Below are 14080 nucleotides of genomic sequence, written 5' to 3'. Positions count from 1 at the left end.
TCCAGCGCGCATGACCTGGCCCGCACCCGCCGGCCCCGACCTGCCGACCCCGCACGAAGGACGACTGTGAATCCTCTGCCCTCGCACATCCCCGCCACCATGCGCGCCGCCGTGCTCCGCGCGCCCAAGGACCTCGTCATCGAGGAGCGGCGGGTACCGGTCCCGGGTCCCGGCCAGGTACTCGTCCGCGTCGAAGCGGTCGGCATCTGCGGCTCCGACGTCCACTACTACGAACACGGCCGGATAGGAGACTTCGTCGTACGCGCCCCCATGGTGCTCGGCCACGAGCCCAGCGGCACGGTCGTCGCCCGCGGACCGGGCGCCGGCTTTCACCCCGTCGGCGGACGCGTGTCCCTCGAACCCGGCATCCCGTGCGCACGCTGCGCCCAGTGCCGGACGGGCCGCTACAACCTCTGTCCCGAGGTTTCCTTCTACGCCACACCGCCCGTCGACGGCGCCCTGTGCGAATACGTGGCCGTGGACGAGGACTTCGCGCACCCCGTCCCCGACAGCCTGAGCGCGGATGCCGCCGCTCTGCTGGAGCCCTTGTCCGTCGGCGTATCGGCCTGCCGCAAGGCCCGCGTCTCCCCGGGGTCGCGGGTGCTGGTCACCGGTGCCGGGCCCATCGGCCTGATTGCCGCCCAGACCGCCCGCGCCTTCGGCGCCGCCGAGGTCATGGTCACAGACATCGCGCCGCACCGCCTCGACCTGGCCCGCGAGCTGGGCGCCTCGCACACCGTGGACGCCCGCACCACCCGGATCGCCGAGACCGGATTCGAGCCCGACGTGCTTCTGGAGTGCTCCGGAGCCCCGGCAGCCGCGGACGAGGCGATACGCGCGGTGGGCCGCGCCGGGCAGGTCGTCCTGATCGGCATGGGCGGCGACACGATCCCGCTCCCCTTGGCACATGTGCAAAACTTCGAGATCGAGGTCACCGGCACATTCCGCTACGCCAACACCTGGCCGACGGCGGTCTCACTGGCTGCCTCCGGCGAGGTCGCACTCGACCGGCTGGTAACCCACCGTCACCGGCTGGAGGACACCGAACGAGCACTCACCGCGGGTGCCCTCGACCGGACCGCGATCAAGTCCGTCGTGCGTCCGCAGGAGTACTGACCGCCCTGTCGGCAGGGCCGGGAAGGGAGACATACGTGCCCAACAAGGCACGGTCGTCGCAGGCCACCGTCGATCAGCGACGCCAGAGCATCCTGCGCTATGTCGTCGAGCACGGCGAGAGCCGTATCGACGAGCTGGCGGACCGCTTCCAGGTCAGTCTGATGACGATGCACCGCGACCTCGACGACCTGGCCGGCCGTCATCTGCTCCGCAAGAAGCGCGGCCGGGCCGTCGCCTTCCCCGCCCTGACCATGGAGACCGCCACCCGCTTCCGTGAGGGCGAAAACCTGTCGGCCAAGAAAGCCATCTGTGCGACCGCGGCAGCGTGGATCCAGCCCGGCAGCACGGTGGTGATGGACGACTCCACCACGCTGTACCCGCTGGCTGCCCACCTCATGGGCATCGAGCAGCTCACGGTGGTCACCAACTCGGTCGGCATCGCCCAACTCCTTGGCACCGCACCGGACATGACGGTCACGCTCCTGGGTGGCCAGTACCGCGGCGAGTTCAACTCGTGCACCGGACCCGAGGTCGCCCGCGCACTGTCCCGGATTCAGGCCAACATCGCCCTGATGTCCGCCACCGCCATTCTCGAAGGACGGCTCTACCACCCCTTGCGGGAATACGCGGACGTCAAGGAGTCCATGATCGCCTGTTCCGACCGCGCCCTGCTGCTCGCCGACCACTCCAAATTCGGCAAGACCGCCACCCACGCGTTCGGAGCGATCAGCGCCTACGAGACGGTCATCACGGACTCCGCCACTCCCGAAAGCGAGATCGCGGCCATCCGCGACCTCGGGGTACCGGTCGAGGTCATCGACCCCACGACATGACCTGAGTGCTGCCGTCCGGCCATCGAAGCCGCCCTCGGGGTGCACATGCTGACCTGCTGGGACAACAGACCCAGGTGTTCTTTCCACGGAGGCTGGTGACGCAGGACTCGGCTGGGGGGTCTTGAAATGGGTGAGGGCCCTCTGGCCTGGTGTGGACTGCGACATCTGCACCGGCGACCAGAAAGGCCCTCGTGCCTCACCGTAATGCACCTCTGACCGAGACCGGACGGCTGCGTCTGGCCCGCTGCGTCGTCGAGGACGGAGGGCCGCTGCGTCGGGCGGCCGAGCGTTTCCAGGTCTCGCCGACGCAGCGGAGGGGCGTGAAGGGTCAGTCGAGCTTGAGGAGGCCGGCGTCGACGACGGCGCGACCGAAGGGGCTTGCGAGTTCGGCGAGACGTTCGCAGTCCGCGTCACCCAGGGCCGCGTAGGCGGGAAGGGCCAAGCGGTCGGTGCGGTCCTCGATGTGTTGGCGCAGGCGTACGCCTTCCGCGCTCAAGGAGTCGCCGTCGAGGAGACCTCGGGTGCGCAGGCGCTCCTCGGTGTCGACCCACTCCTCCTCGGGCCAGGCGCGGCTTGCCTTGAGGAAGTCGACGGGGACCTCACCCGTGGCGGCATGCAGAATCAGGGACTCCAAGCCCCCGATGCCCTCGCTCAGCAAGCACGCGACATGGCCGTCACCACGGAACTCCCGCAGCAGCGTCTGGGCGTGCCACAGTCGCAGTACCGGTTCCTCCGGCCAGGGCAGCGCGGCATGCGCGGCGAACAGCGGGCGGCCCTGCGCGTGTTCGCGGGCCGTCTCGGCGGCCCTGCGGGTCAGCGCCAGGACCTCGTCCAAAGCGGGGAGTTCGTGGATCCCGGCCCGTTGCAGGGCCTCGCTCGCGGCGGCGTGCCGCGCGTCCAGCACCTGCTGCGGCGTCGCCGTGTCCCAGGCCCCGTCGATCGCCTTCCGTACGAGACCAGGGTTGAAGTTGTAGAAGGTCGAGATGACCAGCTCAGAGGATGCCCGGCCGAAGGCGGCGCTCCGGGAGGCGAAGTACCCGGCGCGTGCGCTCAGCCCGAGGTCCGCGTACCGCCGCCTTCCCTCGGGGGCGAAATAGATCATGGCGTGAACGGGCTCGAGTCGGCGCCAGGCTGCTCGCGCTGTCTTCATGCGGTCACCTCTTCTGAGAGTCCATGGACGGGGTATGCGCTGTGGTTCCGTACTCGCCGTGCGTTCGCAGATGTTCGAGCAGCAGGCGGCTCAGCGTCTCGGGCGTCTCCTCGGGCACCCAGTGGCTGACGCCCTGGAGGGTTTCGAACCGGTACGGTCCGTTGATCCACTGGCCGGTCTCCTGCGCGGCCGCCGGGCCGAACGCGCTGTCCTCCGTGCTCCAGACGTACAGCGTGGGCACGTCGATGCTGCCGATCACGCCGTCAGGGCGGCCGGCCCGGTACCAGTTCAACGCGGCGGTGAGAGCGCCCGGTTGGGACAGGTGTCGCACATAGGCCTCGGCACTGGCCTGTGGGATCTTTCCGGCGTAAGCGGCGCGAAGCTCCTTGGCATCGCCTGCGAGCATGCGCTCTTCGGTCGCGGGCGTTTCGCGCCAGTCGATCATGTAGCGCGATCGTTCGCGCTGGTCCTGGTCGGTGCGCAGGGTGCTGGCCAGAGCGCCGGGGTGCGGGGTCGAGACAATCGTCAGGGTACGTATGCGGCCCGGGTGGGCATCGGCGGTCCACCACGCCACGGCGCCGCCCCAGTCATGTCCGACCAGGTCGAACGTCGCCCAGCCCAGTTCCTCCGTGATCGCGACCACATCGTGGACCAGGGCGCTGATGCGGTAGTCCTCGGGCCGTTCGGGGCGGGCCCCGGGGGAGTAGCCACGCTGGTCGGGCGCCACCACCCGGTAGCCGTGGGCGGTCAACGCCGCGATCTGCCGTTGCCACACCCGACCCGTCTGCGGGAAGCCGTGCAACAACAGCACCGGGCGGCCCTCGGGCGGACCCGCCACGATCGCGTCGAAGACGCCCGCGGCGGTGGAGATGCTCAGCTCGGTCACAATCCACCTCTTCATACCGACTGGTTGGTCAGCCTTCAGCCGTGCAAGTGGATTGTCAAGGTCGAGGGCGCGCGCCTTCTCGCAACGGCAGCCGCACGCCGCCCTTTTGGCCAGGCACCGAGCCAGGCGAGCGGATTCCGGCCCGCGGGGCGCTTGTCTGGGCCGCGCCACGAGCAAAGCCTCAAGAAGGGCTCCCGTCACCCTCGGTGCCGCATCGTGACCCTACGCTTCCGAGCACCCAGGAGGAAGGTTGAACCTGACGCCGAATTCAACTATAACCGGTCGAGAGGCTGGCTCCGGTCACCTCGGGGACCGTGGCACCTCTCACCGCAAGACGGAGGAGACGGCCAACGACTGCTCGCAGCGCCCCAGTTGGCGTTCGGCACTGCCTACCGGCAGCGAGCCCGGCGCACGGAGCTCGCGATTCCAGCCCTGAAGCTCCCGGACGACCCGGACCGACAGAAAGCAGTGAGGCGACATGAGGGAAGCAGTCATCGTTTCGACGGCACGGACGCCGATCGGGAAGGCGTACCGCGGCGCGTTCAACGACACCCAGGCGCAGGAACTTGCCGGCCATGCGCTCTCGCACGCGGTGCAGCGCGCCGGGCTCGAAGGGGGCGAGGTCGAGGACGTGATCTTCGGCTGCGCCGCGCAGCAGGGGGCCGCCGGTTTCAATGTCGCGCGCCAGGCCACTCTCCGTGCCGGACTTCCGGACACGGTGTCGGGGATGACCATCGACCGGCAGTGCTCGTCGGGTCTGATGGCCGTCGCGACGGCCGCCAAGCAGATCGTCGCGGACGGCATGCAGGTCGCTGTCGGCGGCGGCGTCGAGTCGATCTCGCTGGTGCAGAACGATCACATGAACACCCACCGCGCGGCGGATCCCTGGCTGGTCGAGCACAAGCCGAGCATCTACATGCCGATGTTGCAGACGGCGGAGATCGTCGCCGAACGCTACGGCGTGAGCCGGGAGCGCCAGGACGAGTTCGCGCTGGCGTCGCAGCAGCGCACCGCGGCGGCGCAAGAGGCCGGGCGGTTCGACCAGGAGATCGTCGCGTTCGAGAGCGTCAAGAAGGTCCTGGACAAGCAGTCGGGGGAGGTGCGGGACGAGGCCGTGACCCTGACCCGGGACGAGGGCAACCGCGCGTCGACCACCTTCGAGGGTCTGGCCGGGTTGGCGCCGGTGCTGCCGGACGGTCAGGTGACCGCGCGTTCCAGCGTGACGGCGGGCAACTCCTCGCAGTTGTCGGACGGTGCTTCGGCGTCGGTGTTGATGGAGGCGAAGGAAGCCGAGCGCCGCGGACTGGAGCCGCTGGGCGTGTACCGGGGTATGGCCGTTGCCGGTTGCGGGCCGGACGAGATGGGGATCGGTCCGGTGGTCGCCATTCCGAAACTGCTGAAGCAGCACGACCTCACCCTCGACGACATCGGTCTCTGGGAACTCAACGAGGCGTTCGCTTCCCAGGCGCTGTACTGCCGCGACGAATTGAACATCGACCCGGAGCGGTTCAACGTCAATGGCGGTGGAATCTCCGTCGGCCATCCGTACGGAATGACCGGTGCCCGCCTGGTGGGGCACGCGCTGATCGAGGGCAAGCGCCGCGGCGTCAGGTATGTGGTGATCTCGATGTGCGTCGGCGGCGGAATGGGTGCGGCCGGGCTGTTCGAGGTTGCCTAGATTCTCACTGAGGGCCGACGGAATGTGGTTGTCGTCGAATGGGCCGGTGGGAAGCCGGCCGCGAGAGGGTGTGGATACTGTGTCGAACGTGGTGGGAAAGGCCCGAACCGCGGTCCTCGTGGACTTCGGCGGCGTCATCACCTCCAGTGTGTTGCGGGCTTTCACCGAATTCGGCGCCTCGCTCGGCGGTAACCCGCGCCTGCCGCTGGACCTCCTCAGCCGGGATCAGCCATCGCGCACGCTGCTGGCAGACCACGAGTGCGGCCGAATCGACGCCGAGGCCTTCGAGCGAGGATTCGCCGAGCGTCTCCGCGCGCACGGCGCCGACGTCCCGGCTGAGGGGCTCACGGCCCGGATGCAAGCGGGCCTGTCGATCGACCAGGACATGCTTGCTCTGCTCGGTGATCTTCGTGCCGCCGGCCATCCCGTTGCGCTGGTCTCCAATTCGTTCGGAACCGGAACCTACGAGGGCGTCGACCTCGCCGCCGTGGCCGATGCGGTCGTCATCTCCGCCGAGGTCGGGATCCGCAAGCCGTCCCGGCGGATTTACGCGATCGCCTGTGAACGCCTCGGCATCCTTCCGGAGGAGGCAGTCATGATCGACGATCTGCAGCAGAACCTCGACGGAGCGGCGCGGATCGGCATCGGGGGCGTGCTGCACACCGGGGCCGCCGACACCCGCCGCCAACTCGCCGAACACTTCAGCATCACCGCCTGACCGGTCGACCGATTGACCAGCCGCGGGAGAACGGTCGTGCCCTGGATCGACACCGCCGGACCGGGCGATACGCACCTCCGGACACTTCCGCCGTCGAATGACTTGAAGTCGAGGCCGGATTCAATTCTACTGACGGGCGAGGGTGACACTCGCACGCATCACCTGCTCACATCCCCGGAGGCACCGTCCATGGCCAGTGTTTTCGACCCGGTCTGCCGCCACGCGGCCGCCACCCCCGACAACATCGCGCTGCGCGGCGGCGCGGATCAGTGGACCTACCGGCAGCTGCACGACGCGGGCGCACGGTACGCGGGCGCGGTGGCCGCCGCGGGCCTGTCCCCCGGGGACCGGGTGCTGCTCGCGGCGCCGTCGGTGCCCGAGTTCGTGGTGGCCTACCTGGGGATCCAGGCCGCGGGCTGTGTCGTGGTGCCGGTCAACACGATGTCCACCCGGGCTGAGGTCGCGTACGTCCTCGGCGACGCCGGGTGCTCGTTGGCGATCGCATGGCACGCCCTCGGTCCCGCTGTCGCGGAGGCGGCCACGACGCTCAAGGTGCCCTCCTGGACGCTGTCCCCCGGCGCGATGGTCACCGATGCCGCCCCCGCCCCCGTCGTCGACCGCGACCGCGACGAGACCGCAGCCATCCTGTACACCTCGGGCACCACAGGGCGGCCGAAGGGGGCCCAACTCACCGTCGGGAACCTGTTGTCCGCCGGGGAGATCGGCGCCGCGTGCAGCCGCGGATCGAGCGCCGACCGCACCGGCACCGGACTCCCGCTGTTCCACGTGTTCGGCCAGGCGTCGGTCATGATGGCGACCTTGACCGTGGGCGGCTCGATGTCGTTGCTGGCCCGCTTCGACCCGGCGTCGATGCTGGAGATGCTGCGCCGCGACCAACTCACCATCATGGCCGGCGTACCGACCATGTGGAACGCGATGCTGCACGCGTCAGGTGAGGCGAACCCGGCGGACTTCGCCGGGCTCCGTATCGCCGTCTCCGGCGGAGCGTCGCTGCCCGGGGAGATTGCCCGAGCCTTCGAGACCCGGTTCGGCTGCACCATTCTCGAAGGCTATGGGCTCACCGAGACCACCGCGTTCGGTACCTTCAACGACGTCGACCGCGGCGGCAAGACCGGGTACACCGGCCGGGCGGTTCCGCGGCTGCAGGTCCAGGTGCGTGACATCGACAGTAACGAGTGCCCGCCCGGCACTGTCGGCGAGGTCCATATCAAGGGACCCACGGTGATGAGCGGCTACTGGAACCGTCCCGCGGACACCGCCGCGGCGATCTCGCCCGACGGCTGGTTCCGGACCGGCGACCTGGGCGAAACCGATACGGACGGCGACCTGCGCATCGTCGACCGGATCAAGGACCTGATCATCCGCGGCGGCTACAACGTCTACCCCGGTGAGGTCGAGGAGGTTCTCTACGAGCATCCGGACATCATCGAGGCAGCCGTGATCGGCGTTCCCGACGACCACTACGGCGAGGAGGTCGCCGCGCTCGTCGCCACCCGGCCAGGGTCGGCGATGGGTGCCGCTGAGGTGTCGAGCTGGGCACGAGAGCGACTGTCCGCCTACAAGGTCCCGCGCATCATCCGCTTCGTCGACGCGCTGCCCAAGGGCCCGAGCGGGAAGATCCTCAAGCGTTCCATCGACCGTACGGAGCTGACCCGCGATCCCGCACTCGGCGACGTACCCGCCCGCCGGTACTGAATTCCGGTGAGTACGCCGAGGGGAAGGGCCGGCTACAGCGGGAGTGCCGCAGCCGCACCGGACAACTGAGTGCCGTTGTCAGCGAGCCCCGCGCGCACCTTGCGCATTTATGACTCTGGCGTCGGATTCAAGTAACCTTTTGGGGATGGACATTACTGCGCCCGAGGAGAATTACAGCGAGAAGGCGCCGCCGGTGGCGCCTTTCTCGGCACTGCGCGAGCCACCGACGACGCAGCGCGGAGCGCGTACCCGCGCCGCTTTGGTGAAGGCTGCGCGGACGGTGTTCGAGCGGGACGGCTACCTTGACGCCCGCCTGGCCGACATCGCCAAAGAGGCTCGCTGCGCGACGGGTTCTTTCTACACCTACTTCGCCAACAAGGAAGAGGTGCTTGCCGCCGTCCTCCTGGAGGCGCAGGAGGACATGATGCACCCCGGCATGGGCCGGGTGCAGAGTACCGATGATCCGTATGCGGTACTCGAGGCGAGCAATCGCGCGTATCTCGAGGCCTACAAACGGAACGCGAAGCTGATGGGCCTGCTTGAGCAGGTCGCACAAGTGGAGCCGGAGTTCCATGAGTTCCGAAGGCGGCGCGCGGATGCGTTCATCCGCCGAAACGCCCGTGGCATCGCCGACCTGCAGGCGCGTGGTGTCGCAGACGGTGAGGTCGATCCGATGATGGCCTCCCGTGCGCTGTCGGGCATGGTCAGCGTCATGGCCAATAACGCCTTCGTGCTCGGCGAAAGGCAAGGAGAAGGTACGCCGGTGGCCTTCGAGGAACTCGTGTCCACGGTCACCCGGCTCTGGGCGAACGCCCTGCGATTCCCCGGCCACCGCTGATCCGCAGTAGCGCCGGCCGGGGTGGAGCCTGCCGCCTACGGCCGTTCGACGATCCTGGATCCTGACGCTCGCATCGGCGACGAGGACCGGCCTGCGCGAGCCTTCACGCTCGATCCCTGACTCATTCACCCTGATCCGCCGGTGCCGTCTCCGGCGTGCGCGATGGCGCCCGTCAGCGGCCTCGCGGCTGGGCGCTCGCGGCCGAGTGGCCATCTCTCGCGTCTGGCGGAGGCGTTGACTCGTTTTTGCTTTGCGTCGGGGCGTCCCATTACCCAACAGTTGAACTTGACGCCGGGTTCAACTATACAGAGGGGGAGTCCGCGGTCCTCGGGGCTGTGCCCCTGGACCGCACGCCCCGCCACAGAGAGGGTTCGCTGTGAATGTTGCACAAAGAGTTGCCATCGTCACCGGTGGTGGTGGCGGCATCGGCGGCGCGCTGGTCGCGCGGCTCGTTCGCGAGGGTGCCCGGGTCGTCGTCGCAGACCTCGACGCGGACACCGCGCGGGCGGTGTCGGAGAGAGTCAACGCCGACCATCCGGGCAGTACCGTCAGCGCCGGCGCGGACGTGTCGGACACCGCCCAGATCCAACGGCTGGTCGACCTGGCGGAGAGCGCGTTCGGTCCGGTCGATCTCTACTTCGCAAACGCGGGCATCGGCGGGGCGACCGGCCTCGACGCGAGCGAGAAGGCCTGGGACCTGTCCATCGACGTGAACCTGCGAGCCCACATCCGTGCGGCACAACTGCTCGTGCCGCAGTGGCTCGATCGCGGCGAGGGCTACTTCGTCAGCACCGCCTCGGCGGCCGGGCTGCTCACCCAGATCGGCTCCGCCACGTACGCCGTCACCAAGCACGCGGCCGTCGGATTCGCCGAATGGCTGAGTGTGACCTATGGCGATCGCGGGGTCCATGTCAGCTGTCTGTGCCCGATGGGGGTGAACACCAGGATGCTGACCTCTGGGAAGGACTCCGGGGACGCCCTGGGGAGAGCGGCCACGCAGGCCGTCACGTCCGCGGGTGACGTCCTGGAACCGGCCGAGGTCGCCGACGCCGTGCTCGCCGCAATCGAGGACGAGCGCTTCCTGATCCTGCCGCACGAAGACGTTCTGGAGATGTACCGGCAGAAGGGCACGGACTACGACCGGTGGCTGCGTGGGATGCGCCGCTATCAAAGCTCCCTGCTGGCGCAGGCATGACCGGCGCGACGGACGAGCTCGTCCTCGCCGAACACCGGGGGCCCGTGCTGGTGCTCACGTTCAACCGGCCCGCCAAGCTGAACGCCTGGACCGACGAACTCGAAGACCGCTACTTCACACTGCTCGACGCCGCCGAAGACGACCCGGGCGTACGCGCGGTCGTGGTCACCGGCGCTGGACGCGGATTCTGCGCCGGCGCCGACCTCCAGCGGCTGCAGGCGGTCGGCGAGGTGTCCGAGGTGTCCGAGGCGGACAGGGCGCGGCGCCGGCCGCGCGATGTGCCGCTGGCCCTGCGCAAACCGCTGATCGGTGCGGTGGGCGGGGTGGCCGCGGGCCTGGGCATGGTGGAGGCGCTCTACTGCGACATCCGCTTCGGCTCGCCCGCTGCGCGGTTCACCACGGCGTTCGCACAGCGCGGGCTGATCGCCGAGTACGGGATCTCCTGGCTGTTGCCCCGGCTGGTGGGGCACAGCCGGGCAACGGACCTGCTGCTGTCGAGTCGCATGGTGGACGCCGAGGAGGCACTCCGTATCGGACTCCTGGACCATCTGGTCCCCACCGGCAGTGTGGTCGACGCCGCTGTCGCCTACGCCGCCGAGCTGGCGACGCGCTGCTCCCCGGCATCGATGGCCACCATCAAGAGCCAACTGCAGGCCGACGCGGACGGCACCTACGCCGATTCCGTGACCCGGGCGGAAAGCGTCATGCTCCAGTCCTTCCGCGGGGCCGATTTCGTCGAAGGCGTGGCCAGTCACCTCGACAAGCGCCCACCGAGTTTTCCTTCCCTACCTGTCAGGAGTTCAGATGTCCCTGTTTGAGATGTCGGACCGCGCCAAGAAATACCAGGCGGATCTGCTCGAGTTCATGGATTCGCACATCTACCCCGCTGAGACGGTCTACGACGAGCAGATGCGCGCGTCGGGTGACCCGCACTTCCAGCCGCCGGTCATCGAGGAACTCAAGGCGGAGGCGCGTAAGCGCGGACTGTGGAACCTCTTCCACCCGCACCCGGAGTGGGGCCCGGGGCTGACGAATCTCGAGTACGCGCCGCTGGCGGAAATCATGGGCCGCAGTCACCTCGCCTCCGAGGCGTGCAACTGCAACGCTCCCGACACCGGCAACATGGAGGTGCTCACGCTGTTCGGCAGCGACGAGCACAAGGAGAAGTACCTCAAGCCCCTGCTCGACGGGACGATGGCCTCGGCCTTCGCGATGACCGAGCCGCGTGTCGCCAGTTCCGACGCCACCAATATCGAGTTGCGGATGGAGCGCGACGGTGACACTTACGTGCTCAACGGGCGTAAGTGGTTCGCGTCCAATGCTCTGCACCGCAATTGCAAGGTGCTCATCGTCATGGGCAAGACGGATCCCCTCGCTGCCCCGCACCGGCAGCAGTCGATGATGGTCGTCCCGATCGACGCCCCCGGGATCACGGTGCTGCGCGGGCTGCCGGTGTTCGGTTACCAGGACCGTGAGGGGCACGCCGAGATCGATTTCGCCGACGTCCGGGTGCCGGCCACGGACGTACTCAAGGGCGAGGGTGAGGGTTTCGCGATCAGCCAGGCCCGGCTCGGGCCCGGACGTATCCACCACTGCATGCGGGCGATCGGTGCGTCCGAGCGGGCGCTGGAGCTGATGTGCCGACGCGCGCAGTCCCGGGTGACGTTCGGCAGTCCGGTTGCCGACCGGGCCAACATCCAGGACTGGATCGCGGAAGCGCGTATCGACATCGAGATGATCCGCCTGCTCACGCTCAAGGCCGCGTACCTGATGGACACGGTCGGGAACAAGGAAGCGCGCACCGAGATCGCGGCCATCAAGGTGGCCGCCCCGAACATCGCGTTGAAGATCATCGACCGCGCGATCCAGGTGCACGGGGCAGCCGGAGTGACCGAGGACTTCCCGTTGGCGATGATGTACGCGCATCTGCGGACGTTGCGGCTGGCAGACGGTCCCGACGAGGTCCACAAGCGGGCCATCGCCAAACAGGAACTGCGGCAGTACCGCGACCCGGCCACCCCGGCGGCGAACGGCACGGGCACCGCCGGCAGCCACAGGGCAGCGGTGAACTGAGATGGCAGGACTCGATCTCAACGGTCGCACCGCCGTCGTCACCGGCGCCTCGCGCGGTATCGGGCTGGCGATCGCCCAGGCCATCGCCGCCGCCGGTGGAAATGTCGTCCTCACCTCCCGGTCCCAGGAGGCGGCGGACGCCGCTGCGGCCCAGGTCGGGGGCACAGCCCTCGGCGTCGGTGCGCACGCGGTCGACGAAGAGGCGGCCCGGCGCTGTTTGGAGCTGACGCTTGAGCGTTTCGGCAGCCTGGACATCCTCGTCAACAACGCGGGGACCAATCCGGCCTTCGGGCCGGTCATCGACCAGGATCACGGTCGGTTCGCCAAGACCTTCGACGTGAACCTGTGGGCTCCCGTCCTGTGGACGGGCCTGGCCACCCGGGCCTGGATGGGCGAGCACGGCGGGGCGGTCGTCAATACCGCGTCGGTCGGCGGCATGGCCTTCGAGGCGAACATCGGGTTGTACAACGCGTCGAAGGCCGCGCTCATCCATCTCACCAAGCAACTGGCCCTGGAACTCTCGCCGAAGGTTCGCGTCAACGCGGTGGCACCGGGAGTGGTGCGCACGAAGCTGGCCGAGGCCCTGTGGCAGGAGCACGAGCAGGCCGTGTCTGCCTCGACGGCACTTGGGCGCATAGGGGAGCCCGCCGACATTGCCTCGGCGGTCGCCTTCCTCGTCTCGGACGCCGCGAGTTGGATCACCGGCGAGGCCATGGTGATCGACGGCGGGCAACTCCTCGGTGACGCGCTCCCGTTCAGGCAAGGAGCCGGCACCGGTGTGTAGCGCGGACATCGCCGGAATCGACGCCGGGGCGGTGCGCAGCTGGTTCAAAACCCTCGGCGTCGACTTCGCCGGGCCGCTTGTCTTCGACCGGATCGGGCTGGGCCAGTCGAACCTGACCTACCTGGTACGGGACCAGGGCGACCGCAGGTGGGTGCTGCGGCGCCCACCGCTGGGCCACCTCCTGGCGTCGGCGCACGACGTGGCCCGCGAGGCGCGGATTCTGACCGCGCTGGAGGGCACTGCCGTCCCGACCCCGCGGGTGCTCGGGCTGACCGATGATCCCGCCGTGACCGACGTCCCGCTGCTGCTCATGGAGTTCGTGGACGGCCAGGTCGTCGACAGGATGTCGATCGCGCAGTCATTGACGCCCGAGCGCCGCCGGGCGATCGGGATGTCGTTGCCGCGGACGCTTGCCAAGATCCACGCGGTCGATCTGGAGGCGACCGGGCTGACCGGTCTGGCCAGCCACAAGCCGTATGCACAGCGTCAGCTCAAGCGGTGGTCGGGCCAGTGGGAGAAGTCCAGGACCCGCGAGCTGCCCGCGCTCGACGACCTCACCCGGCGCCTTCTCGGGGCCGTCCCCGAGCAGCGCGAACTGACCCTCGTACACGGCGACTTCCATCTGCGCAACGTCATCACCTCCTACGACAGCGGTGAGGTGACCGCGGCGCTCGACTGGGAGCTGTCGACGCTGGGGGATCCGCTGGCGGACATGGGCAGCCTGCTGGCGTACTGGCCGGAACAGGGGGAGGAGGAGACCGGGGGCGAATTCGCCGCCTCCGTCCTCGAAGGCTTCCCGGACCGTGCCGAGCTCGCTCAGGTGTACCTGACCGAAACGGGCCGGGACCCGGCAGTCCTGAAATTCTGGCACGTGCTGGGCCTGTGGAAGGTGGCCGTGATCGCCGAGGGCGTGATGAGGCGAGCGATCGACGAACCGAGGAACAGGAGCGCGACAGGCACGCCCACCGTGGAACGCGTCGATGCGCTCGTGGACACAGCATGTCGCATCGCAGGCGAAGCCGGGATCTGACGTGGGGGCCTGCGGGGCTGTGCGCTCGGGGAGAGGTCGGCGACCGTCCAGTGGTGGGACGCG

Annotated in this window: 13 protein-coding genes and 1 pseudogene; 12 read left to right on the top strand and 2 right to left on the bottom strand. The window is 68.8% G+C overall.

The features are described 5' to 3' along the window. Positions 1-66: 66 nt before the first annotated feature. From ACGFWI_RS11985 to ACGFWI_RS11975, 3 genes and pseudogenes are all read left to right on the top strand, one after another. A complete protein-coding gene (locus tag ACGFWI_RS11985) occupies positions 67-1116 on the top strand; it encodes an NAD(P)-dependent alcohol dehydrogenase (RefSeq protein ID WP_393905827.1) in 1050 nt (349 codons plus the stop codon). 35 nt (positions 1117-1151) lie between these two features. Further along, positions 1152-1949 (top strand): DeoR/GlpR family DNA-binding transcription regulator, encoded by a 798-nt coding sequence (locus ACGFWI_RS11980; protein ID WP_393905826.1) that lies wholly within the window; start codon positions 1152-1154, stop codon positions 1947-1949. 191 nt (positions 1950-2140) lie between these two features. After that, positions 2141-2257: pseudogene (locus tag ACGFWI_RS11975) on the top strand (IS481 family transposase); the annotation flags it as partial. Positions 2258-2277: 20 nt separating this feature from the next. On the opposite strand, the gene ACGFWI_RS11970 reads toward ACGFWI_RS11975, so the two are convergent. Beyond that, complete coding sequence (locus ACGFWI_RS11970) at positions 2278-3099, bottom strand: hypothetical protein (protein WP_393905825.1); 822 nt, start codon at positions 3097-3099, stop codon at positions 2278-2280. 4 nt (positions 3100-3103) lie between these two features. Then, entirely contained in the window at positions 3104-3985 is an 882-nt protein-coding gene (locus ACGFWI_RS11965; protein ID WP_393905824.1) for an alpha/beta fold hydrolase, read from the bottom strand. A 478-nt stretch (positions 3986-4463) separates the two neighbouring features. On the opposite strand from ACGFWI_RS11965, the gene ACGFWI_RS11960 reads away from it, so the two are divergent. The 9 genes from ACGFWI_RS11960 (at position 4464) to ACGFWI_RS11920 (ending at position 14017) form a co-directional block, all read left to right on the top strand. Further along, entirely contained in the window at positions 4464-5663 is a 1200-nt protein-coding gene (locus ACGFWI_RS11960) for an acetyl-CoA C-acyltransferase (RefSeq protein ID WP_393905823.1), read from the top strand. Between the two features lie 118 nt (positions 5664-5781). After that, positions 5782-6381, top strand: coding sequence for an HAD family hydrolase (locus ACGFWI_RS11955; RefSeq protein WP_393905822.1), 600 nt, complete (start codon positions 5782-5784; stop codon positions 6379-6381). Between the two features lie 189 nt (positions 6382-6570). After that, positions 6571-8097, top strand: a complete 1527-nt coding sequence (locus tag ACGFWI_RS11950; protein ID WP_393905821.1) for an AMP-binding protein — start codon at positions 6571-6573, stop codon at positions 8095-8097. Between the two features lie 145 nt (positions 8098-8242). Then, positions 8243-8935 carry a TetR/AcrR family transcriptional regulator gene (locus tag ACGFWI_RS11945; RefSeq protein WP_393905820.1) on the top strand — a complete coding sequence of 231 codons (693 nt, stop codon included), beginning with the start codon at positions 8243-8245 and terminating at the stop codon, positions 8933-8935. A 376-nt stretch (positions 8936-9311) separates the two neighbouring features. Then, positions 9312-10130, top strand: a complete 819-nt coding sequence (locus ACGFWI_RS11940) for an SDR family oxidoreductase (protein WP_393905819.1) — start codon at positions 9312-9314, stop codon at positions 10128-10130. Continuing rightward, positions 10127-10948 (top strand): enoyl-CoA hydratase-related protein, encoded by an 822-nt coding sequence (locus tag ACGFWI_RS11935; protein WP_393905818.1) that lies wholly within the window; start codon positions 10127-10129, stop codon positions 10946-10948. Before ACGFWI_RS11940 ends, ACGFWI_RS11935 begins: the two co-directional genes overlap by 4 nt. Continuing rightward, on the top strand, positions 10935-12203 hold the full coding sequence (locus tag ACGFWI_RS11930) for an acyl-CoA dehydrogenase family protein (RefSeq protein WP_393905817.1): 1269 nt from the start codon (positions 10935-10937) through the stop codon (positions 12201-12203). The genes ACGFWI_RS11935 and ACGFWI_RS11930 overlap by 14 nt, the downstream gene beginning before the upstream one ends. 1 nt (position 12204) lies before the next feature. Next, complete coding sequence (locus tag ACGFWI_RS11925; RefSeq protein WP_393905816.1) at positions 12205-12987, top strand: SDR family oxidoreductase; 783 nt, start codon at positions 12205-12207, stop codon at positions 12985-12987. Then, on the top strand, positions 12980-14017 hold the full coding sequence (locus ACGFWI_RS11920) for a phosphotransferase family protein (RefSeq protein WP_393905815.1): 1038 nt from the start codon (positions 12980-12982) through the stop codon (positions 14015-14017). Before ACGFWI_RS11925 ends, ACGFWI_RS11920 begins: the two co-directional genes overlap by 8 nt. Positions 14018-14080 lie beyond the last annotated feature (63 nt).

It is taken from the genome of Streptomyces sp. NPDC048434, assembly GCF_043200375.1.
In the GTDB taxonomy this organism is placed as follows: domain Bacteria; phylum Actinomycetota; class Actinomycetes; order Streptomycetales; family Streptomycetaceae; genus Streptomyces.
The sequence above is the reverse complement of the archived record's forward strand: the minus strand, read 5'-3'. Positions and strand labels throughout refer to the sequence as shown.

What these genes read in the sequence shown, in the direction of transcription:
- ACGFWI_RS11970 (WP_393905825.1), bottom strand. Translation starts at nt 3,099, where the DNA reads ATGAAGACAGCGCGAGCAGCCTGGCGCCGACTCGAGCCCGTTCACGCC.
- ACGFWI_RS11960 (WP_393905823.1), top strand. Translation starts at nt 4,464, where the DNA reads ATGAGGGAAGCAGTCATCGTTTCGACGGCACGGACGCCGATCGGGAAG.
- ACGFWI_RS11950 (WP_393905821.1), top strand. Translation starts at nt 6,571, where the DNA reads ATGGCCAGTGTTTTCGACCCGGTCTGCCGCCACGCGGCCGCCACCCCC.
- ACGFWI_RS11945 (WP_393905820.1), top strand. Translation starts at nt 8,243, where the DNA reads ATGGACATTACTGCGCCCGAGGAGAATTACAGCGAGAAGGCGCCGCCG.
- ACGFWI_RS11935 (WP_393905818.1), top strand. Translation starts at nt 10,127, where the DNA reads ATGACCGGCGCGACGGACGAGCTCGTCCTCGCCGAACACCGGGGGCCC.
- ACGFWI_RS11930 (WP_393905817.1), top strand. Translation starts at nt 10,935, where the DNA reads ATGTCCCTGTTTGAGATGTCGGACCGCGCCAAGAAATACCAGGCGGAT.
- ACGFWI_RS11925 (WP_393905816.1), top strand. Translation starts at nt 12,205, where the DNA reads ATGGCAGGACTCGATCTCAACGGTCGCACCGCCGTCGTCACCGGCGCC.